Here is a 22184-nt window from a genome sequence, read left to right on the forward strand (position 1 = left end):
TACAACGTCTATATTGTGCGAAGCTGATTCTCCCGGTACAATTAAACCAGCGGAACCCACCTATGAAAATGGTAAAATTGCTTGTGGGAAAGGCACAACACAACTGTCCAAATAATCTAACTATACGCAATATAATGACAGTCGATTACCAAGCTCAAATCGGCATTCACTTGAGATTTACCGGAGTAAAGTCTTTACTACAAACAGGGAGGATACAAAACTATGAGTCAACAAGATTCTAAATCAGCTAGCCTTTCACCTAATGGTTGCGGATGCTTATTGCTTTTAATGGGCATTGGAGCAATTGGTGCGATCGCTCTGCCATCATTTCTGGGTGGTTGCAAGGGCTGTAAATATAAGAAAATGGAAGGGATACAGTATGTTAGATCAATGAGCCGAGGTCAGCAAGCCTATTTTGCCGAAAAAAATGCTTTTTCCAGTTCTGTTAAGGCTTTGGGAATTGGCATTAAAACAGAGACAAAAGTTTTCAAGTATTCAATTCGCGCCACTAAGAAAGCAGCCTTTAATTATGCAGTAGCAAAAGAAAACGAATTAAAAAGTTATGTCAGCGGTGTTTTTATTTTTCCGCCAAAAAACTTTGTTCCCAATGCTACTAAAGAGGAAATAACTACAACGTTCATATTCTGCGAAGCTGATTTTCCCGGTAGCATTCAACCAGCGGAACCCACCTATGAAAATGGTAAAACTGCTTGCGGTAAAGGCACAAGACCAATGGTCTCACCAAACTAACTATACGCAATATAATGACAGTCGATTACAAGATTAAATCGGCTTTCAATTGAGATTTACCGGACTAAAGTCTTTACTACAAACAGGGAGGATACAAAACTATGAGCCAACAAGATTCTAAATCAGCTAGCATTTCACCTAATGGTTGCGGATGCTTATTGCTTTTAATGGGCATTGGAGTCATTGGCGCGATCACTCTGCCATCATTTCTGAAGCAGGCTGGGAAGGCAAAGGGTTCGGAACCCCAACACTATGTTAATGCAATGAACAGAGCTCAGCAGGCTCACTTTGCAGAAAAAGGTGCTTTTGCCACTTCTGTTAAGGCTTTAGAAATTCGCATTAAAACAGAAACAGCAAACGGCAAATATTCAGTTATAGCTACTAAAAAAACAGCATTTAATTATGGATTATCTAAGACAAAAGACTTGAAAAGCTGTGTTGGCGGTGTCTTTGTCGTTCATGCTAAAAAAGTGGTTTCCAATGCTCTTAAAGATGAAATAATAACCAGAACCATCTTGTGCCAATCAGATTCTCCCGGTACAATTAAACCATCGATACCAACCTATAAAAATGGTAAAATTGCTTGTGGTAAAGGTACAAAACAATGGCCCCAGTAATCTAACTATACGCAATATAATGACTGTCGATTACTAATATAAAGTCGGCATTCAATTGAAATTTACCGGACTAAAGTTTTTACTACAAACAGAGAGGATACAAAACTATGAGTCAACAAAATTATAAATCAGCTAGCCTTGCATCGAATGTTGGTGGATGCTTAGCGATTTTAATCGTGATTGGAGTATTGGCTTCGGTAGCTGTGCCATCCTTTCAGGTTAAGCTTAGGAACAACAAGCAATGGGAACCCAGAGATTATATTAGCTTAATCAACAAACGTCAGCAAGCCTATTTTGCCGAAAAAAGTGTTTTTAGCACTTCTGTTAAAGCTTTAGCAATTCGCATTATTAAAACCGAGACAGAAAATTATAAATATTCCCACCATACAACAAAAAAAGCAACATTTAATTATGGAGTCTCAAAGCATAAATATCTTAAAAGCGTTGTCGGTGGAGTTTTTGTAATTCCTGCTACAAAAGTTGAGTCAAATGCTTCTAAAAATAAAATAACGACCACATCTATATTGTGCGGAGCTGATTCTGCTGGTACAATTAAACCACCAGAACCCACCAATCAAAATGGTAAGATTGCTTGTGCTACAGGCACCATAGAACTGAGACAAAGTTATCACTAGAGGCAATATAATGACAGTCGATTACCACTATCAAATCGGCGGCAGTCTCCCGCAAAATGCACCTACTTATGTAGTGCGACAAGCTGACTCTGAACTTTATCAAGCCCTCAAAGCCGGAGAGTTTTGTTACGTGCTCAACTCCCGACAAATGGGGAAATCCAGTTTGCTAGTGCGAACTGTACAAAAACTCTCGGCTGATGGCATTGCCTGTGCTACGATCGACCTTTCGGACATTGGCAACCAGCAAGTCTCTTTAGATAAGTGGTACGGCGGCGTCGCTTACAAACTCTTGTGCAGCTTCAACCTGTTTAACCCAGTCGAGTTTATGACTTGGTGGCGGGAGAGAGAGTTGATGCCGCCGGTGCAGCGCTTAGGAGAGTTAATTGAAGAATTGCTGCTGGTCAAAATTTCTCAAAACCTCGTCATTTTTATTGATGAAATTGATAGCGTTCTGAGTTTCCAAGAACCGCTAGACGATTTCTTTGCATTAATTAGATGTTGCTACAATAAACGCGCTCACAATTCAGAGTACCAGCGCATTACATTTGCTTTGCTGGGAGTAGCTACGCCATCTGATTTAATTAGCGATGCAACTCGCACGCCCTTTAATATCGGTTTAGCTATTGAATTGCACGGTTTTACATTACAGGAAGCTCTGCCTTTAGCAAAGGGATTCGAGGGAAAAGTAGACAATCCTCAAGAGGTTTTAAAAGAGATTTTGGATTGGACTGGAGGGCAGCCATTTCTGACTCAAAAGCTTTGCAAGCTGATTTTGCATCATGTAAAAAGCTTAGCGTCTGCTTCTATTATATCAGATTCAATCGATGAAAGCAAAACTAAAAATTTGACTATAAATAAATTATTAATTAGCGAGATAGTGCAGTCTCATATTATTGATAATTGGGAATCGTCCGATGAACCGGTACACATTAAAACAATTCGCGATCGCCTTCTCAGGAGTCAGCACCATGCCAATAGGTTATTAGGACTATATCAAAAAATATTGCCACCCTGCGATCCCCCCCAACCCCCCTTAATCTGGGGCGATAAAATGCCCGAATTACCCTTGTTAAAAGGTGGTGGGGGAATCTGCGCGGATGATACTCCCGAACAAACAGAATTGCGGCTGAGCGGATTAGTAGTAAAACGAGCCGGAAAATTAACCGTATCCAACCGCATTTACGCAGCTATATTCAGCCACGACTGGCTAGAAAAAGCACTCGGCGACTTGCGCCCCTATGCTGAATCCCTAACAGCATGGATAGCTACAAATTGTCAAGACGAATCTCGCTTGTTGCGCGGTCAAGCACTGGAAGATGCCCGACAGTGGGCGGCTAATAAAAGCTTGAGCACCCAAGATTATCAATTTTTAGGTGCGAGTCAAGAAGCGGAATTTGCCAAATTGCGCGATCGCGAAAAACAAACTCAAACTGAAATTGAACAACTGCGCCGCGAAAAAAAGTTACTAGAGGAACTAAGCGAAGCACAAAAGCAGAAAAAAGCGATTGCAGTTAAACTTTGGCGCGAGCAACAACTGAGAGTGCAAACAGTTACAGGAGCCGCAGTCATACTAATATCAATCCTGATAGTAACTTTTTGGGTAAAACCGTCAATCGAAGAAAGAAACAACAAAATTCTCACTCTCAGTTTGCTATCAGAAACGCTATTTGCTGCGGATAAAAAAGAGGAAGCTCTGCTAGAAAGCATCAGAGCTGTTACAGAAATGAAACGATCGCTCGGAGTGAGTTCAGATATTCAGATGCGAGTGGCGATCGCCCTCGAACAGGCAGTTTACAACTTTCGGGAACGCCGCCGCTTGCAGACTCAAGCCAGTACCCTTGCTTTCGCGAGTTTCAGTCCCGACAGTCAAACAATTGTGACTGCTACCGATGATAATTATATCAAACTTTGGCAAACTAATGGAACTTTGCAAGCAACATTAACAGGGCATACGGATAAAATTATCAGGGCCATCTTCAATCCTAGCAGTCAGATTATTGTCTCAGCAAGCGACGACCAAACTGTAAAAATTTGGCAAAAAAATGGCACATTGATCCACAATTTAAAAGGACATAGCGCTCAAATAACAAGCGTCTCTTTGAGTCCAGATGGTAATATTATTGCTTCTGCCAGTGCCGATGGCACTGTTAAACTCTGGAAAATCAGCGGTGAAGAATTGTCAACTTTTCAAGTGGAGCGAGGTTGGATAACCAGCTCGAGTTTTAGCCCAGACGGTCAGATAATTGCTGTGGCTGGTACTGATGGCACTGTTAAACTTTGGAGTTTGAGAAAGGTTACGGAAAAGTTGCAAAAACAGCAGTCAATCGAAGCCAGCACCGATATCAAATTGCTCCGAACTTTACAGATGGAAAGTGATAAAATTATGAGTGTAACTTTCAGTCCAGACGGAGCCATGCTGGCGGCTGCAAGTGCTGGGGGAACTGCGAGAATTTGGAGCAAAGACGGCACACCGCTAAGTATTTTAAAGCATACAAGTGGAGTGACAAATATCAGCTTTAGTCCAGACAGCCAAATTTTGCTATCTGCAAGCACAGACAAAATGCTGAGGCTGTGGAACATTGACGGTACGTTGCTCAAAACTTTAAAAGGTAACAAGGATGCTGTTTGGAGTGCGAGTTTTAGTCCAGACGGCAAAGCGATCGCTAGTGCTAGTGCTGACGGTACGGTGATGCTGTGGAATTTTAATCTTGACGATTTATTGCAGCAGGGTTGTAATGGAGTCCGCAATTATTTGCAGACAAATCCGATCGCAAATCAAAACAATCGCCACCTCTGCGACGGGATTGGAGATCAGTCGGAACTCACGCAAAAAAAACCGGGTTAAGAGTCAAACTCTTGAGTTTGGCAGCAAAGTATCTAGGCAGAAACTGGCTTTTTGACCGCCCCTGCGTCTAGGGCTGATATCGTTAAAATTGGTAGCAGGTAATAGGTAATAGGTCAGCCCGATCGGTGTATTCAACTCTAGAACAAAAATACCAGCGCCTGCAAAAAGACCTAAGAAACGGAGTCATCGCCCTTGGGGGCATTGTATGCACGGGTACTCTCTGGTATTGGCAGATGGAAAAATGGCCTTTGCTAGATGCCGCTTACATGACAGTCTTTACCCTAGCAACTGTGGGCTACGGTGAACTTCACCCCCTCGGCAAACGCGGGCGAATGTTTACTATATGCCTGATTTTGATGGGCGTGATTGTGATTGGTTTCATCGTCAACCGCTTTACAGAAGCGCTGATTGAAGGATATTTTCAAGAAGGAGCAAGAATTAGGCAGCAGCGACGATTGGTAGATTCTTTGATCGGGCATTACATTCTCTGCGGTTTTGGGCGCACTGGCCGCCAAATTGCCTTGGAATTTCAGGCCGAATATATCTCTTTTGTGGTGATAGATTCGGCGGTGCAGTCGGTTGAGGCAGCTTTGGCACTGGGGTACACGGCTGTGCAAGGAGACGCGACTTTGGACGAAACTTTGGTGAATGTGGGGATCGATCGCGCAATTTGCATAGTAGCAGCTTTGCCTTCGGATGCCGAGAATTTATACACTGTCATGTCAGCGAAAACTCTGAATCCGAAGGTACGGGCGATCGCCCGCGCCACTACAGAAGAAGCGGTAAAGAAGTTGCAGCGGGGCGGCGCCGATGCAGTCGTATCTCCCTACATTACCGGGGGAAAACGCATGGCGGCGGCGGCTTTGCGGCCTCAAGTTATGGATTTTTTAGATGGTGTTTTGACGGGTACCGATAGTTCTTTTTACATGGAAGAATTTTTGGTCGATCCCAATAGTTGTGTCTACGTCGGGCAAACTTTGAGAAATGCCAAGTTGCGATCGCAATCGGGGGCCTTGGTTTTAGCAGTGCGGCGCGCTGGCGGGACTTTGATTGTCGGGCCTACCGGAGAAACTGCGATCGAAGGAGGAGATATGCTGATTTGTTTGGGAACTGCTGAACAACTGCGAACTCTCAATCAAATCCTCAGTCCCCTGAGTTTTCGCCTCCCCCGGCCCCCGAACTAATACCAGGTCATGTTTCTAGTCAGGAATGCAAGTCCTCTCTCGATCAATGCTTCCCAGAAAAAATATTGACTGTTAACTGTTGACTGTTGACTGTTGACGGGCGGGTCGAAAAACTCAATGGTTGAGTGTTAAATGTTGACTCGATTTTATTATTCCGATGCAACCGGAAACGATATGAATTTAAAAAATTCACAATCTCCACCACACAAGGAATTAGGGCAAATAAAAATGCTCTCGGCTACTTTGCCGAGAGCATTTTTGAGCAGTTAAACTGCGTTTTGATCACAGTTTGATCTCACTCATAGACTAAAGCGTAGACAAAAATCGCTGAAACCTAAAGCCGATGGTGGGATTTGAACCCACGACCGTTCGATTACGAATCGAATACTCTACCCCTGAGCTACATCGGCACAGACAATTTTGAATTATAGCACAACCTAAGCGAAAAAAGCAAGGAGTTGTAGAAGTTAATTCAAAACTCCACAACTCCTAGCTCACCAACAGTTAAACGGTCACTTCCGCGTCAGTTGAGCCGCCTCTGGCCCCGGAATAAACTAAACCCCGCTGCATATCCAGCGTCAGCATAGTTCCGTCCCGAATTACGCGCGTGGCATTCTTTACGCCCACCATCACCGGCACGCCCAAGCGCAAACCGATAATCGCGGCGTGAGAAGTCAAACTGTCCTCCTCGGTCACCACACCTGCGGCTTTCCGAATCATCTCGACAAAAGCGACGCTTGTGTGTTCGACTACCAAAATTTCTCCAGCGTGGAAATTGCCTACATCCGCAGCAGTGCGAGCAACCCTGGCCATGCCACTCACCGATCCCAAACCCACACCGGTGCCTTTGCCTAAAACTGCTGTCACTACTTCAACTTTGATCAAATCCGTCGAGCCGGCAACCCCTTGCAGAGTACCGGCGGTCATTACCACTAAATCTCCGTCGCACACTAACTCTTTTTCCTGGGCGACTGTCATGGCAGAGTGAAATGTCTGGCCGGTGGAGGGCAAATCCAACACCAGTAAGGGTTTGACTCCCCATACCAATTGCAGTTGTCGGGCTACGTCTACGTGAGGAGTAACTGCCAAAATCGGAGTTTTGGGTCGGAACTTCGAGACATTTCGGGCTGTGGCGCCGGTTTTGGTCAGCGTCATGATGGCTGCGGCGTTCAATTGTTCGGAGATTTGGCTGACTGCTTGGCTGATACCGTTGGGGATCGATCGACCAATATCTTCTACATTCCTAATATTCCGCTTAATTCCTTCCCTCTCCATCCGCACCGCAATTCTCGCCATCGTCGCCACCGCTTCGACGGGGAACTTGCCGACAGCAGTTTCATTGGACAGCATCACTGCATCAGTTCCGTCAAGAATCGCGTTTGCCACGTCGGAAATCTCGGCGCGGGTGGGACGGGGATTGTTGACCATGCTGTCGAGCATCTGGGTAGCGGTAATTACCGGAATGCCCAGGCGGTTGGAGGTAGCAATCAGGCGCTTTTGCAAAATCGGCACGTCTTCGGCGGGTAGTTCCACTCCCAAATCGCCGCGGGCGACCATCACGCCGTTGCAAAGCGTGAGAATTTCCTCCATTTGTTCGATCGCCTCGTGCTTTTCGATCTTGGCAATCACCGGTACTTGCTTGCCCGCACTGGCAATCAGTTCTTTAATTTCGAGCACATCTTGGGGATTCCGCACAAAGCTCAGGGCTACCCAATCGACACCTTGGTCGAGGCCGAACATTAAATCTTTGCGGTCTTTATCAGTCAGCGCTTTAATTGACAGGTAAACTCCCGGAAAATTCACACCTTTGTTGTTGGAAAGCGGCCCGCCGACTACGACGCGGCAGTACAATTCCCGCGCCGCGCGGTCTACTTTTTCGACCAGCATTTCCACTTTGCCGTCGTCGAGCAGAATCACTGCTCCCTCTGGAACTTCGTCTGCTAGGGGGTCGTAGGTGACGGAAGAAATGAGTTCGGTGCCGGGAACCTGGCGGCTGGTGAGAATGAAAGGATCGCCGTTTTTGACGACTATAGAGCCTGTCTCAAAGCGCCCTAAACGAATTTTAGGGCCTTGGAGGTCTTGGAGGATGGCAACCGGCTGGTTCAGTTCAAAGGACGTTTGCCGGATTAAGCGAATGCTGCGCTGGTGGTCTTCTTCTGTTCCGTGGGAAAAGTTGAGTCGCAAAGTTGTGGCACCGGCTTCTATAAGCTGGCGCAGCACTTGTGGGTCAGAAGTTGCTGGGCCAATGGTGGCGACGATTTTAGTCCGGCGTAGGGCTTTTGGCAATTGCATCAGCGGTGTTCTGGGGAAGCAGGTGGATTTCTTGTTTAAATTTCGGCTAACGTTTCATCTTTGCACTACAAGCAATGACGCTAGTCTCAAGTCTTAAAAATTTTGATAGTGGTCAAAAAAGCAGGTATTGAACAATATATAGAATATCTGACTTTTTACCGATCGGTAATTTTTTCTTCGAGAGCGCTCTTTTTTGCAAATTTTTCCGCTCTCAGGCTTGACATAAATACAGACATACCCATTGATTTTGTTTCTTCTGCTGAGTTCTTGTGGCTACTCTAGCACTGGTATCCTTGTACAACAGCAATACTTTTTTGCTTGTGCAGACGCTAGTGTCTGGCGATCGAACAGAGTTCTTTCATAAAACTTTACTATTGTCCGGCTTGTATCTTATACTACGCAAGTGTGAAATATTAAGGAGTCTTAACAAAGATGTCGGAGGCAGGACGGCCGCTGACAGTGCCGAAAGAGTTTCTGAGTCCTCCCGGTGACTTTAATCCGACACTGCTGCTATTTTTGAGTGCAGTAGCGATTCTCGTGATTTCTAACTTGGGTTTCTGGTGTTGGGGATGGCCGCAGTGGTGCTGTTTTACACTGAACGTGTTGGCTTTGCACATGGCGGGAACTGTGATTCACGATGCGTCTCACAATGCAGCCCATCGCGATCGCACAGTTAATGCTATTTTGGGACACGGTAGCGCCCTGATGTTGGGTTTTGCTTTTCCGGTGTTTACACGGGTACATATGCAGCATCACGCCCATGTCAATGACCCAGATAACGATCCAGACCATTATGTTTCTACGGGCGGGCCTTTGTGGTTGATTGCTGCGAGGTTTTTTTACCACGAGATTTTCTTTTTTAAGCGCAAACTGTGGCGGAAATACGAACTATTGGAATGGTTTCTCAGCCGTTTGTTTGTGATCGCGATCGTGTATATCTCGATTCAATACGGCCATTTAGATTACGTCCTGAATTTTTGGTTTTCTCCGGCTTTGGTGGTGGGGTTGGCCTTGGGGTTATTTTTTGATTATTTGCCGCACCGTCCGTTTCACGAGCGCGATCGTTGGAAAAATGCCAGAGTATATCCTAGTCCTATTCTAAATATCTTGATTTTGGGGCAGAATTATCATCTGATTCATCACTTGTGGCCTTCTATTCCTTGGTACAATTACAAGCCTGCTTATGAGGCTGTGAAGCCGCTGTTGGATGAGAAGGGTTCCCCTCAAAGTTTGGGAATATTGGAAGGGAAAAAGGACTTTTGGAGTTTTATATATGACATTTTTTTAGGGATTAGGCTGCATCACAAGAAAGCGTCTGATTGACAAAAAACCCGGTTTCTTTGAGAGGCCGGGGTTTTTTTTATAATAAAAGCTTTTGATCGTATATCCCCAGGGCAGGTTTTGTACTTTATCAAGTCCCGTAAAAAATAAACCCACCTGTAATGGTGAGTTAACTTTTAAATCAAGCCCAAAGTGAATCTATTATTTTTCCCCAGCCCCCATAACCGCTAAATTCCTATCAGGGCGCAAATTTTGAGCTCCCCGCAAATAAGGATGATAAATTTCAGTATGTGCCGGCCAATTGACGTGAATTAAAAACCGAATGCAGCGTTCCAAAGCACCCTCAACGTGCATTTGCTGTACGTCCAACAAAGGAACATTGCACCAGTGAGAACGTTCGCGGGCGATCGCGGCCGGAAACACAGCATCTAAATCGCGAGTAGCAGAAAACGTAGCACTAATAATTAATTCTGGATTTATATCATTTTTTGCTTCTAATTCATCTAACAATTCTCTCACCGCTTCTCGAATTGCTTCCACCGAATTCTCGCTGGCAGTTGTTGCCCCGCGAATCGCCCGCACTTGCCACTCCACGCAAATTTCCTCCATTTTTTGTCAGTTGTTATCGCTCATTAGTCATTAGTCGTTAGTGATTAGTCACTAATAAGTAGTTATACTAAATTAGGCTTAAATACCCACTTTATTTCTTAGTCCGCCCTTGAGTGGAGTTCGTTTGTGTAGTTTGACCTCAAACTCGTAGGCGAAGCCAGCGCGAAGCGCTTATGACGGGCGAAGCACCACATTTGAGTTTGAGGTCAACAGATTTCAATCGCCCAATCATCCAGGGAGTAACTAATGACTACTGACTCCTGACCAATGACTAATTTATTTAATCACGGGCGATACATCCACAGCGGCAAACCGCTAGTAGAAAGCTCGAATTCCAGCACATTATTGTAAGCTGAAAGCCCGGATATATCCAGACTACTCCCCAAGACGCGATTTAGGAAAGGTTTTTGTTTTTCTAGGGTGCAAGACTCGGTTTTTTCCGGGTCGAGGCCTGCGAGTTCGGCTGCAAGGCGACGAGCGTCCTCTTCTGTTCCCAGTCGATCGACCAAACCCAATTCTAAGGCTTGCTGACCGGTAAAAACCCGACCGTCGGCAAAACTTTTGACTTTCTCAACACCCAAGTTCCGGGCTTCGGCAACGGTTTCCACGAATTGCTGGTAGCTGGTGTCGATCAAGTCTTGCAGAATTTGCTGTTCCGGATCCGTCAATTCGCGATCGAATGCCAAGATATCTTTATAGGGCCCCGATTTAATCACCTGAAAAGAAACGCCTACTTTTTCTAACAGCCGTTCTAAATTGTTGCCCCGGATAATCACGCCAATGCTGCCGGTAATTGTACCGGGATTGGCAACGATATGCTCGGCTCCCATGCCGATGTAAACTCCGCCAGAAGCTGAAATATTGCCAAAACTGGCAACAATTTTGACTTTTTCGCGCAAACGCTTGAGCGCGCTGTAAATTTCCTGGGAATCGCCGACAGTGCCGCCGGGGCTGTCTATCCGCAGCAGCAAGGCTGGAAATTTGCGTTCTTCAACGGTTTTGAGAGCTTCTAGGACTCGTTTACGGGTTTCTCCGGCAATGGCTCCGGTGATTTCGATACGGGCGATTTGTTTGCGGTAGCGGGGCTTGAATGGCCAAATCATGGGCAGTGTACAGGCAATGTTACGGATTTTTGTAGCTAACTTCTTATAGTGTGCCTTATTCATCGGGGTAGATGTTGTGCCATTTAGGAACAGGCAAGATGCCTGTTCCACAAGAAATTGCTTGATTGTGGAACGGGCATCTTGCCCGTTCCAGATTGTTCGCAACAGGCAAGATGCCTGTTCCACCTTGATTTTGTGGAACAGGCATCTTGCCTGTTCCTAATGGCCGAGATTTGTGCGATCGCACTTAACCCAACACCAATATATAATTGTAAAAATTGCTTAACAAATCTACATCATTTTCCTGAGAGCCACTCTCATCAATTATTTGGAGTCTCCGCCATGCAGCTAAAACTTACCGATTCAAAACTGCCTTTTGCCCCGCTGTTGCTAATTGCGCCGTTTTTCCTATGGGGAACCGCGATGGTAGCGATGAAGGGGGTGATGCCGCACACAACGCCGCTGTTTGTGGCTGTCGTGCGTTTGATACCTGCGGGCGTGTTGGTGCTGCTGGCGGCCGCATTCATGGGAAAACCACAGCCGCAGGGTTGGAAAGCTTGGCTGTGGATTTCGCTGTTTGCTTTGGTTGACGCTACTTTGTTTCAAGGCTTTTTAGCCGAAGGTTTGGCGAAAACCGGTGCGGGTTTGGGTTCGGTGATGATTGACTCTCAACCGCTAGCTGTGGCGATTTTATGTTTGTGGCTGTTTCAAGAAAAAATTGGTTTTTGGGGCTGGTTGGGATTAGTGATTGGCGTTGTCGGCATCAGTTTAATTGGGTTGCCCGATGGCTGGATTGTGGGGCTTTTTCATCCTGAAAACAGGCAGGTTTCGGCGGGTATCGAACAGTTATTTCAGGGTGGAGAATGGTTGATGCTGTTGGCTGCTTTGTCGATGGCTGTGGGTACGGTTTTGGTGCGCTGGGTTTGCCGTTATGTTGATCCGGTGGTGGCGACTGGTTGGCACATGATTTTGGGCGGTTTGCCGCTGTTGGCAATTTCGGCTGCAACTGAGTCCGAACAGTTTGTGAATATCGATTTTTCCGGCTGGATGGCGTTAGGTTATTCTACTGTGTTCGGAAGTGCGATCGCCTATGGTTTGTTCTTTTATTTTGCTTCTACCGGCAGTCTAACCAGTTTAAGTTCTCTTACCTTTCTTACGCCTGTTTTTGCTTTGCTGTTCGGCAATTTGTATTTGGGCGAGGTGTTGAATCCGCTGCAATCGATGGGAGTTGGGCTGACTTTGGTTAGTATTTATTTGATAAATCAGCGGGATACTTTGGGTGATAAATTGCGAAAAGTGCGGCAGGGTGAAGCGAGTGCAGAAGTTGAAGCAACAGGATTGTTAGAGTCGTCTGAGTTGAATTCTGTAGAACTACCCGTGCAGTTGCGGGTTAGCGAATTGGAATCAGAAGTTTAGCGGTTTGACAAAATTAGGGAGAATTGGTTAATTCTTGAATTAACTGATTGGGAGTTACAATCCTAGGAGTAGTAACCGGAAAATCTCGCGGGTTGCGGGTGACAATGGCATCAATCCGATTGATTGCAGCAGTGCTGTACTGAATCGCATCTTCAAAATCCTTGAAGTTGCAAGTTAATGCCATTGAAATAACAGAGTTATCTACTGTTCCTACTTGACAAAATGTGGCTAACTGCTTCAAAAACTCTAGTGTCCAATCACGACCTTTGTCTCGGCGAATGATATAGTAAAGGTCGCTAAAAGTTGAGGCAGAAACATAGCCTTGAATTTGGCCTTCTTCAACAAAAGTTAAAATGCGATCGCTCTCGGCAAAGAAAGGTTCTCGATCGAGCGCAACATCTACTATTATGTTGGTGTCTATCAAGACTTTCACAGGTTATGTTTCTCCTTTAAATATTCCCATTTTGCTTGTTTGTCTGGATCGTCAAAATCCAGCGGTTCCGGTACAGCATCTCGATCGAATAAACCTTGAAATGCCTTCACCCTAGTTTTAAACTTTTTTTTAGGTGTTTCAGGTGCGATCGCACTTTCTGAAGCGCTGGCTTGTTTAACCGTGTCAGCTAGCTGCAAGACGATGATTTCTACGTCTCCCGGTGGCATATTCACGGGTTCAACAACTACCAAGTTGCCAGTTGCATCGATTTTACCTCTAAGTTTGTATGCTTGCATGGTAATCTCCGATAACTATGTTTCTATTATATGACATAACAACCTTCTTCATTACCAATCCTCTTCATCACCAATCTTAATGTCTCTGCTTTGAATCTCTTCTATAAAAATTTTTAAACTGGGATTTTCTGCGTAATGCTTCATCAAAACTTTATGCTGGCGATATGGTTTTGAAATTTTTCGATAATCTTCAGGATTTTTAGCCTTAGCGTCGATCTTATCGGTTTTTTTCGCAAGTTGCAGATTTAAAGTATCGAGACAGTTCTTAAATTTATATTTTTTCTTTTTGTCGGTATAATACAGTGGAAGCAACCAACACTCAATAGAATGTACGGAGATTGCAAATATAATTTTTTGTTGATATTTGCTGTAAAAATCATCGCCGATCGCACCCCTAAACTTTTCAATAACTTTTTCAATTAACTGCTGAGGAGTAAATTCACCGTTTTCATCTTGCTTGGGGATATTATAATCTTCTGAAACATCCGTATCTATTTGGATAATGATATAGTCAATAAATTGCAATGCTTCTTGAAAATCTCTTGACTTAAAATAATCAAAAACTAGAGTCCAGCCGCCGTATTTGGATTTATTCTCATTGTCTTTATCTCTTTCTGGTTGAAGTTGTCTAATATCTAAATCAGGACTATTGAAATATCCAGCTAAAATATTCTCAATAACAATCTGGTCAGTAAGTCCCTCTGTAACCAATCCAAAACTAATCATATTAAAAAATTTTAGGAAGTCCGCCGATATAGCCCCTCAAAAACGCCTCTGATAATTTTACAGGTTCTTGTCCCTCTAGAGGTTCAGGTTTTAGAATGCGTCTAGCTTTAGTATGCCCTAATTGGTTGCGGTAGATCACAAATAGTCGCTGTTGATCATCATCTAAATCTAAACCGTCCAAAACTGCCGGGTTGTGGGTTGTGAATATAACTTGTTTGTCGTGTTTTTTGGCTAATTCTACTAATTCTTGCATTAATCTGCGACACAATCTGGGGTTGAGAGAAGCATCAATGTTATCTATCGCGAAAAACTTAGGTGTGAGATCGCTAATGAACAAGGCAAAGTAAAAGAGTAAAAATAAAAAGCCTTCATTAGAGCTTTTTTGGTCGAAGTAAGTTAAATCTATATCTAAATATTTATCTTTAATTTTGAGAGAACTTTGCAGGGGTGATAAATCTTCAGGCACTTCAAAATCTTTAAACCAATCTATCAATTGCAACTTTTCTTTAATTTGATCGAGTTTATCTTGGTTTGTTTCTGAGTTCAAAAACTTTATAAGTTTAAACAAGCCTTCACCATTAATGCCTAATGGTTGAATTTGTCCTTCTTTTTCAAAAGTTCGTAAGGCTTGGTTTTCGGGAGAGTAAATTGTAAATTTAATTAATTTAGAATTATAAATTAATTTTTTAGATAAGTGTAATGTTAGATTAAAGCTTGCTAGTATTGTTTTTAGTCGGTCTTCTAAGGTTTCTTTTCTTAATTTTTCAGAAACCTCTTCTGAATCTTCTATTAAGATAACATCTTCTGCTCGATCTGAGGTGGGAACAACATTTTCTAAAAAATTTTCAGGAGCGCTCACGAAGTTTTTATTAACCCATTGAGAATAGGGAGAGTTATCATTATCTAAAATACAACTAAAGTTGTCTCCATCATTTCCTTTGATCTCAATATTAATATTTTTAACTAAATTGTCAATTTCAAAAGCCGATCGCATCAATTGAGGTTCTGTAACTCTGATGCCCCGAGAAGCTAAAAACTCGTTATCCAGCTTGTCATCAGCCGCAGCAGAAGCAAGGGCGATCGCCTCTAGAATATTGCTCTTGCCGCAGCCATTTTCGCCAATCAATACGGTGACTCGTCCTAATTCTAGTTTCAGCTTTTGAATGGACTTATAATTTTCGATTCTGACTTCTCCAATCATAATTCAATCCCATATAATCTTAGTGTACTCATTGTATCTCCGATCGCATGAATCTCAAAGAACGCTTGCACAGCCATCTGATTCAAATTGTACGCGATCGCAACCCATACCTCGCATCAGCAGGGCATTTTTATGTGCAGCAATACATCCGCGAACAGTTGGCACAGTGGGGAACTGTAGAAATTGACGATTTTGCGGTGCGCGGCCGAATTCATCACAATTTTATCTTGGATTTACCCCCCTCCGATCCGGCGGTTAAGAAGCGTTTGCCGCCGATCGTAATTGGTGCTCATTACGATACTGCACCCGGATCGCCTGGGGCCGATGATAATGCTACTGGTGTGTCTGTTTTGCTGGAACTCGCAAGGGATATCGCATCTGCGCCGCTCAAATATCCAGTGCAATTAGTCGCCTTCGATATGGAAGAATACGGTTGTTTGGGAAGCCGTCATCATGCAGCTAAATACAAGCAACAGCAAAAGTCAATCCGGTTAATGATTTCTTTGGAAATGTTGGGTTATTGCAACCACAATCCTAATTCTCAAAGCTACCCCGCTGGCTTGAAATATTTTTATCCAAATAGTGGTAATTTTATTGCTTTAATTGGCAATTTGCGGACGGTTCCCTATTTGATTAATTTGAGTGGCAAAATTCGCAAATCTGGTCAGCCCTGCGAGTGGCTGCCGGTGCCGAATCGAGGTTTAATTGTGCCGGATACTCGCCGCAGCGATCATGTTCCTTTTTGGGATAATGGTTATCCGGCTATTATGGTGACTGATACTGCTAATATGCGAAATCCGCATTATCATCGAGAAAGTGATAGGATTGAGACTTTGGATTTAGGTTTTCTGGCTGGTGTTTGTCAGGGATTGGTTGAGGCTATTCGATATATATAGCAGTTTTATTTTAACGAACTGCGAAGGCGCAAAGGCCGTGAAGGAAGAAAGAAGAAGAGAAAAGAGAAAGTGATATGATTTTTATGAGTATAAGGTTAGGAATTTTATGAATTGACTTTTAGATGTTTTTGTTAAATAATTCTCAATTATTCACATAACAAAATTTAGGAAAAATATATGAAGGCGGATTTTCCCGATCGCACTCGCTGGCAATTTTGGATCGATCGCGGTGGCACTTTTACCGATATTGTCGCCAACAGCCCCGACGGTAAATTAGTCATTCACAAGCTGCTGTCGGAAAACCCGGAACGCTACACCGACGCCGCAGTCCAAGGAATTCGCGATATTTTGAGAATTCCCGCCGACGCAGCGATACCCGCCGCCGAAATTGAAGCGATTAAAATGGGGACGACGGTGGCGACAAATGCTTTGCTGGAACGAAAGGGCGATCGCACAATTCTGTTAATTACTAAAGGTTTCGGCGATGCGCTGAGAATTGGCTATCAAAACCGCCCGAATATTTTCGCGCGTCACATTATTTTGCCCCAGATGCTGTACGATCGAGTTATTGAAGTTGCCGAACGCTACAGCGCTCAAGGTGAGGAGTTAACTGCTGTCAATCCCGAGTTTATCCCGTCTTTGCAGCAAGCATACGATGAGGGAATTCGCAGTTGTGCGATCGTATTCATGCACGGCTACCGCTACTCGGAACACGAACAACAAGTGGCTAAAATAGCGAAAGAAATTGGCTTTACTCAAATTTCAGTATCTCACGAAGTTAGCCCGCTGATGAAACTGGTTTCGCGGGGAGATACTGCGGTTGTCGATGCTTATTTATCTCCGATTTTGCGGCGTTATGTCGAACAAGTAATTAGTCAATTAAGAGAGGCAGATCCCGGGGACGAGGGATTATTAATGCCCAATCCCCAATGCCCAATGCCCAATGCCCAATCCCCCAAATTAATGTTTATGCAATCGAATGGCGGCTTAGTGGACGCGGCACAATTTCAAGGAAAAAACAGTATTTTATCCGGGCCTGCTGGGGGAATTGTCGGTGCAGTTCAAACGAGCAAAAAGGCAGGTTTTGATAAAATTATTACCTTTGATATGGGCGGAACTTCGACAGATGTTGCCCATTTTAACGGCGAATACGAACGCGAATTTGAGACGGAAATTGCTGGGGTGAGATTGCGATCGCCCGTGATGGCAATTCACACTGTAGCAGCCGGCGGCGGTTCAATTGTGTTTTTTGACGGGGCTCGCTACCGCGTCGGGCCGGAGTCTGCAGGGGCCAATCCTGGGCCCGCTTGCTATCGCAAAGGCGGCCCCTTGACGGTGACTGATTGCAATGTGATGTTGGGGAAAATTCAACCGGATTTTTTCCCGAAAGTATTTGGATTGAATGGCGATTTGCCGATCGCCCCTGACGCAGTAAAGCAAAAATTTGGGCAATTAGCGGCGGAAATTGGGGGCGAGAGGACGGCCGAAGAGGTGGCGGAGGGTTTTTTGGCGATCGCGGTGGAAAAGATGGCAAATGCTGTCAAAAAAATCTCGCTTCAGCGCGGTTACGATGTTTCGGAGTATACATTGTGCTGTTTCGGCGGTGCGGGCGGCCAACACGCTTGCGCGATCGCCGATGCTTTGGGGATGAAACGGGTGTTTATTCACCCTTATGCGGGTGTGTTGTCGGCTTACGGTATGGGTTTGGCTGATGTGCGGGCTATTCGGGAAAGGGCGATCGAGCAACAATTAAATGCAGAATTATTAGCTGATTTGCATCATATTTTGACTGCATTGGAGGCTGATGGAAAGAGGGAATTGAACCGCAGAGGCGCAGAGAACACAGAGAATGAGTCCGAGGTTTTAGTTGTTAGGAAGCTGCGCTTAAAATATCAGGGAAGTGACTCGGTTTTGGCGGTAGATTTTGCTGACAATATTGAGGTCATGCAGGCTGAATTTGAAGCAGCCCACCGACAGCGTTACAGTTTTATTATGCCAGAAAAACCGCTGATTGTGGAAGCGGTTTCGGTGGAAGTTGTAGAAAGAATGGATGTGCCGGAAGCATCCACAATTTCCCCCTCTGGTGGCACGGGCATCTTGCCTGTGCAACCAATTTCAACGGTGCAAACCTATGTTGCTGGCGGGTGGCGGGCAACGCCTGTTTATCAGAGAGACGATTTGCGATCGGGCGACTGCATAGAAGGCCCTGCTATGATTGTTGAAGCTACGGGAACTAATATCATAGAACCGGGCTGGGAAGCGGAAATCACCGAAAATAATGATTTAATTTTGAACCGCAGATGCACGCAGATGGACGCAGATAATATCCGCGTTCATTCGCGTTTATCTGCGGTTAAATCCGATCCGGTTTTGCTGGAAATTTTTAATAATTTGTTTCGGGCGATCGCCGAACAAATGGGCGTCACATTGCAAAACACAAGTTCCTCAGTCAACATCAAAGAACGCCTCGACTTTTCCTGTGCAATTTTCGACAAAAACGGGCAATTAGTTGCCAACGCCCCGCACATTCCCGTACATCTAGGCTCGATGAGCGAAAGCGTTGAAGCTTTAATTTTAGCACAAGGCAATGCGATTCTACCGGGCAATGTTTATGTTTCTAACAATCCCTACAACGGCGGCACACACTTACCAGATATCACCGTTATTACTCCAGTATTCGATCGTGATTCCTCCCTTCCTTTGTTTTATGTGGCCTCGCGGGGACACCACGCCGACATCGGCGGCATCACTCCCGGTTCCATGCCTCCTAACAGTACAACAGTAACTGAAGAAGGTGTATTGCTTGACAATTTCCTGTTAGTAAGCGAGGGCAATTTTAGAGAAAAAGAATTACTTGATCTTCTGACTGCGGGGAATTTTTCTGTTCGCAATTCCGCTCAAAATATAGCCGATTTGCAAGCACAAATTGCTGCTAACAAGCGCGGCGCCGAAGAACTTCTCAAGATGGTAGAACATTATGGATTAGAGACTGTGCAAGCTTATATGGGCTTCGTACAAGACAATGCTGAAGAGTCGGTACGCAGGGTAATTGATGTGTTGCAAGATGGCGAGTTTACTTATCCGATGGATAGTGGCGGACAAATTAAGGTAGCGATTACAATTGACAAATCTGCGCGCAGTGCAAAAATAGATTTTACTGGCACTTCTGCTCAACAATCCAACAATTTTAATGCTCCCGCTGCGGTGTGCAAAGCTGCTGTTTTGTATGTTTTCCGCACCTTGGTAGATGACGATATCCCTCTAAATGCGGGCTGTTTGAAACCTCTCGAAATTATCAATCCCGAAGGCTGTATGCTGAATCCTCGCTATCCAGCGGCGGTAGTTGCCGGAAATGTGGAAACATCGCAGAATATTACCGATGCTGTGTATTGTGCTTTGGGAGTGATGGCTGCTTCTCAGGGAACTATGAATAATTTTACCTTTGGAAATCAGCGCTATCAATATTATGAAACTATTTGCGGCGGTTCGGGCGCTGGTGCAGATTTTGACGGTACTGATGCGGTGCAAACTCACATGACTAATTCGCGTTTAACCGATCCTGAAGTATTAGAATGGCGCTTTCCGGTGTTGTTGGAAAGTTTTGCAATTCGGGCTAATAGTGGGGGGAATGGATCTCATCGCGGCGGTAATGGAGTTGTGCGGCGAGTGCGGTTTCGGGAGGGGATGACGGCGGGAATTTTATCGGGGAGGCGGGTGATTTCTCCTTGCGGTTTGAATGGGGGTGAAGCGGGGAAAGTTGGACAGAATTATGTTGAAACAGTGGATGGTAAAGTTGAGGAATTGGGAAGTACGGCGACTGTGGAAATGCAGTCCGGGGATGTGTTTGTCATTGAGACTCCTGGGGGCGGAGGATATGGTACTATTATGTAGCCGCACTAAAATGAACTAGAGTGTAGAGATAACAATCATGGCTGACAGTTCTTTTTTTGATGAGTCCCGAGATAATTCTTTAGTGAAATCAGAAATAGTTGCTAAATACTTTTGGGCCTGGGCAAAGGTAATTATACCAAGAGCCAAGCAATGGAATAGTAATATTGCCTATATTGATTTGTTCTCTGGGCCAGGTCGTTATCAAGACGGTTCTAAGTCTACTCCACTACTTATCTTGGAACGTGCTATTGCTGATCCAGATATGTCACAAATGCTAGTAACCCTGTTTAACGATAAAGACTCCAATAATACTCACTCTCTCCAACAGGCTATAGCAGCCATCCCCGACATAGGTAGATTACAACATGAACCAAAAGTTTTAAATAAGGAGGTTGGAGAAGAAATCGTCCAAGAAGTTCGACAAATTAATAATATTCCTACACTCTTTTTTATTGATCCTTGGGGTTACAAAGGCTTGTCACTTCGGCTAATTGGTTCACTCATCATTAGTTGGGGATGCGATTGCATATTTTTCTTCAACTACAACCGGATTAATATGGGGTTGAATAATGCAGCAGTAGAGTCCCATATGAACGCCCTTTTTGGTAAACAACGAGCAGATAATGTGAGAGAACAGCTTGAGGCGAAGCAACCAGAGGAGCGAGAGTTAATAATTGTGGAAGCTATCTGTCAGGCATTGAAAGAAATAGGTGGTTCATATGTACTACCCTTTGGGTTCAAAAATGAGAGTGGCAATCGGACTAGCCATCACCTGATTTTTGTATCAAAGAATGTATTGGGTTATTCAATTATGAAAGGTGTCATGGCTGGAGAAAGCTCTAGTTTTAAACAAGGTGTTCCGTCTTTAGAGTATAATCCAGCGCCACCCAAGTATCCTTTGCTATATGAACTTTACCGACCTCTTGATGAGCTTGAAAATATGCTTATGGATGAATTTGCAGGTCAGACATTAACTAGAGTAGACATTTATAATCGGCACCACGTTGGCAAGCGCTACATTGAGAAAAACTACAGGGAGGTTTTGCTTAAAATGGAGGCGGAGGGAAAAATTATTACCGATCCACCTGTTAATAAAAGAAGAAAAAATACACTGGCAGAGACGGTAAAAATCACATTTCCAGCAAAGCAGTAACACCTACGTTGTTGATTTTTCGATTGGGTTCCAGTGTGTGCTGTTTGCACTTTGTTAAATGCCGCTCCAACACATCGGGCATCTCATCCCAAATTTTCCCATCCAACAGTCTCCCAGCAGCTTTAGGTGTTCTACCTCCCCATTGCTTGAAGAAAAACGCTACTCCAGCATCCTGACATTGATCCCGAATACTTTGTGCCCATTCGACTTGCATAGGACGGTGTTTTTGCCCCGACTCTCCCCCAACTATTACCCAGTGAATTCCTGTTAAATCAAGCTGTAACTGCCCTAAAAGTGGTTCGCAGGATAAAAAGCGTACCTTTGCATCCACTTGTCGCAAATAATCCACGCGATGAACATAGTTTTGATTTTCAACGGACACCCCCATCCAAATATTATCAGACCAATCAAGTTGAGGAGCTAAGTCTAATAAACGCTCATGTCGCTTCGTAAGGATTTGATAAATGTGGTGAGGAGTCTCACGCATTACCTCAAAGACTTGTTTCAGAAACTCAAGAGAGACATCTTCATGGAACAAATCGCTCATTGAGTTAACAAAAATGCGACTCGGCTTTCGCCAACTCTTAGGTTCGTTCAAGCGCTTTGGGTATTCCGTTAAAGTAAACCCGTTAGGGAAATTAGTATGAAACCGTTTTGTTAATGCTTCAGCATAACAATGCGTACAACCTGGACTGACTTTATCGCAGCCCGTCGTTGGATTCCACGTTCGGTCAGTCCATTCGATACCAGTATTAATGCTAGACATACAAAGAATTTACCCTTTAAACAACCTTTGTAGGTGACGGTGAACAAATAAAATTCGCTCTACTAATTGAGGTTTATTCACCGTCACCTA

General features: G+C 44.4%; 19 protein-coding genes and 1 tRNA gene. 10 read left to right on the forward strand and 10 right to left on the reverse strand.

The features are described from left to right. Window positions 1-222: 222 nt before the first annotated feature. The 5 genes from QUA77_RS00460 to QUA77_RS00480 all read left to right on the forward strand — a co-directional run bounded on the left by QUA77_RS00460 (window position 223) and on the right by QUA77_RS00480 (window position 6031). Window positions 223-750, forward strand: coding sequence for a type IV pilin-like G/H family protein (locus tag QUA77_RS00460; RefSeq protein ID WP_333448923.1), 528 nt, complete (start codon window positions 223-225; stop codon window positions 748-750). Between the two features lie 101 nt (window positions 751-851). Continuing rightward, window positions 852-1367, forward strand: a complete 516-nt coding sequence (locus QUA77_RS00465; RefSeq protein WP_333448924.1) for a type IV pilin-like G/H family protein — start codon at window positions 852-854, stop codon at window positions 1365-1367. 107 nt (window positions 1368-1474) lie between these two features. After that, entirely contained in the window at window positions 1475-2002 is a 528-nt protein-coding gene (locus QUA77_RS00470) for a type IV pilin-like G/H family protein (RefSeq protein ID WP_333448925.1), read from the forward strand. 10 nt (window positions 2003-2012) lie between these two features. Then, the gene (locus QUA77_RS00475) at window positions 2013-4847 is read left to right on the forward strand and encodes an LpqB family beta-propeller domain-containing protein (protein WP_333448927.1); all 2835 of its coding nucleotides are present in this window, start codon (window positions 2013-2015) and stop codon (window positions 4845-4847) included. Window positions 4848-4972: 125 nt separating this feature from the next. Next, on the forward strand, window positions 4973-6031 hold the full coding sequence (locus tag QUA77_RS00480) for a potassium channel protein (protein ID WP_333448928.1): 1059 nt from the start codon (window positions 4973-4975) through the stop codon (window positions 6029-6031). Window positions 6032-6369: 338 nt separating this feature from the next. Here QUA77_RS00480 and QUA77_RS00485 read toward each other — a convergent pair. Together QUA77_RS00485 and pyk are read right to left on the reverse strand one after the other, a co-directional pair. Beyond that, a tRNA-Thr gene (locus QUA77_RS00485) sits at window positions 6370-6441 on the reverse strand. 94 nt (window positions 6442-6535) lie between these two features. After that, window positions 6536-8323, reverse strand: coding sequence for a pyruvate kinase (gene pyk, locus QUA77_RS00490; protein WP_333135818.1), 1788 nt, complete (start codon window positions 8321-8323; stop codon window positions 6536-6538). A gap of 432 nt (window positions 8324-8755) precedes the next feature. Here pyk and crtR point away from each other — a divergent pair, with 432 nt between their 5' ends. Continuing rightward, window positions 8756-9646 carry a beta-carotene hydroxylase gene (gene crtR / locus QUA77_RS00495; protein ID WP_333448929.1) on the forward strand — a complete coding sequence of 297 codons (891 nt, stop codon included), beginning with the start codon at window positions 8756-8758 and terminating at the stop codon, window positions 9644-9646. Between the two features lie 159 nt (window positions 9647-9805). Here the strand turns inward: crtR and aroH are convergent, their stop codons facing one another. The 3 genes from aroH to QUA77_RS00510 form a co-directional block, all read right to left on the reverse strand. Continuing rightward, window positions 9806-10213, reverse strand: a complete 408-nt coding sequence (aroH, locus tag QUA77_RS00500; RefSeq protein WP_333448930.1) for a chorismate mutase — start codon at window positions 10211-10213, stop codon at window positions 9806-9808. A gap of 284 nt (window positions 10214-10497) precedes the next feature. Next, a complete protein-coding gene (gene sppA, locus QUA77_RS00505) occupies window positions 10498-11316 on the reverse strand; it encodes a signal peptide peptidase SppA (RefSeq protein ID WP_333135812.1) in 819 nt (272 codons plus the stop codon). Between the two features lie 55 nt (window positions 11317-11371). Continuing rightward, window positions 11372-11524 (reverse strand): hypothetical protein, encoded by a 153-nt coding sequence (locus QUA77_RS00510; protein WP_190738434.1) that lies wholly within the window; start codon window positions 11522-11524, stop codon window positions 11372-11374. 134 nt (window positions 11525-11658) lie between these two features. On the opposite strand from QUA77_RS00510, the gene QUA77_RS00515 reads away from it, so the two are divergent. Then, window positions 11659-12732, forward strand: coding sequence for a DMT family transporter (locus tag QUA77_RS00515; protein ID WP_333448931.1), 1074 nt, complete (start codon window positions 11659-11661; stop codon window positions 12730-12732). 13 nt (window positions 12733-12745) lie between these two features. Here the strand turns inward: QUA77_RS00515 and QUA77_RS00520 are convergent, their stop codons facing one another. The 4 genes from QUA77_RS00520 to QUA77_RS00535 are packed head-to-tail and all read right to left on the reverse strand — an operon-like array spanning window position 12746 to window position 15388. Then, on the reverse strand, window positions 12746-13165 hold the full coding sequence (locus QUA77_RS00520; protein WP_333448932.1) for a PIN domain-containing protein: 420 nt from the start codon (window positions 13163-13165) through the stop codon (window positions 12746-12748). After that, entirely contained in the window at window positions 13162-13461 is a 300-nt protein-coding gene (locus QUA77_RS00525) for a hypothetical protein (protein WP_333037391.1), read from the reverse strand. Before QUA77_RS00525 ends, QUA77_RS00520 begins: the two co-directional genes overlap by 4 nt. Before the next feature lie 51 nt (window positions 13462-13512). Then, the gene (locus tag QUA77_RS00530; protein WP_333448933.1) at window positions 13513-14187 is read right to left on the reverse strand and encodes a phage tail protein; all 675 of its coding nucleotides are present in this window, start codon (window positions 14185-14187) and stop codon (window positions 13513-13515) included. A 1-nt stretch (window position 14188) separates the two neighbouring features. Continuing rightward, entirely contained in the window at window positions 14189-15388 is a 1200-nt protein-coding gene (locus QUA77_RS00535) for an AAA family ATPase (protein ID WP_333448934.1), read from the reverse strand. A gap of 47 nt (window positions 15389-15435) precedes the next feature. Here QUA77_RS00535 and QUA77_RS00540 point away from each other — a divergent pair, with 47 nt between their 5' ends. The 3 genes from QUA77_RS00540 to QUA77_RS00550 all read left to right on the forward strand — a co-directional run bounded on the left by QUA77_RS00540 (window position 15436) and on the right by QUA77_RS00550 (window position 21328). Then, a complete protein-coding gene (locus tag QUA77_RS00540; RefSeq protein ID WP_333448935.1) occupies window positions 15436-16284 on the forward strand; it encodes a M28 family peptidase in 849 nt (282 codons plus the stop codon). 177 nt (window positions 16285-16461) lie between these two features. Further along, complete coding sequence (locus QUA77_RS00545) at window positions 16462-20175, forward strand: hydantoinase B/oxoprolinase family protein (protein WP_333037387.1); 3714 nt, start codon at window positions 16462-16464, stop codon at window positions 20173-20175. Between the two features lie 37 nt (window positions 20176-20212). After that, window positions 20213-21328, forward strand: coding sequence for a three-Cys-motif partner protein TcmP (locus QUA77_RS00550; protein WP_333037386.1), 1116 nt, complete (start codon window positions 20213-20215; stop codon window positions 21326-21328). On the opposite strand, the gene QUA77_RS00555 is transcribed toward QUA77_RS00550, so the two are convergent. Then, window positions 21306-22094, reverse strand: coding sequence for a phage Gp37/Gp68 family protein (locus QUA77_RS00555; protein ID WP_333037385.1), 789 nt, complete (start codon window positions 22092-22094; stop codon window positions 21306-21308). The genes QUA77_RS00550 and QUA77_RS00555 overlap by 23 nt on opposite strands. Window positions 22095-22184: the final 90 nt, after the last annotated feature.

This window comes from Microcoleus sp. K5-D4, from assembly GCF_036704575.1.
Classification (GTDB): domain Bacteria; phylum Cyanobacteriota; class Cyanobacteriia; order Cyanobacteriales; family Microcoleaceae; genus Microcoleus.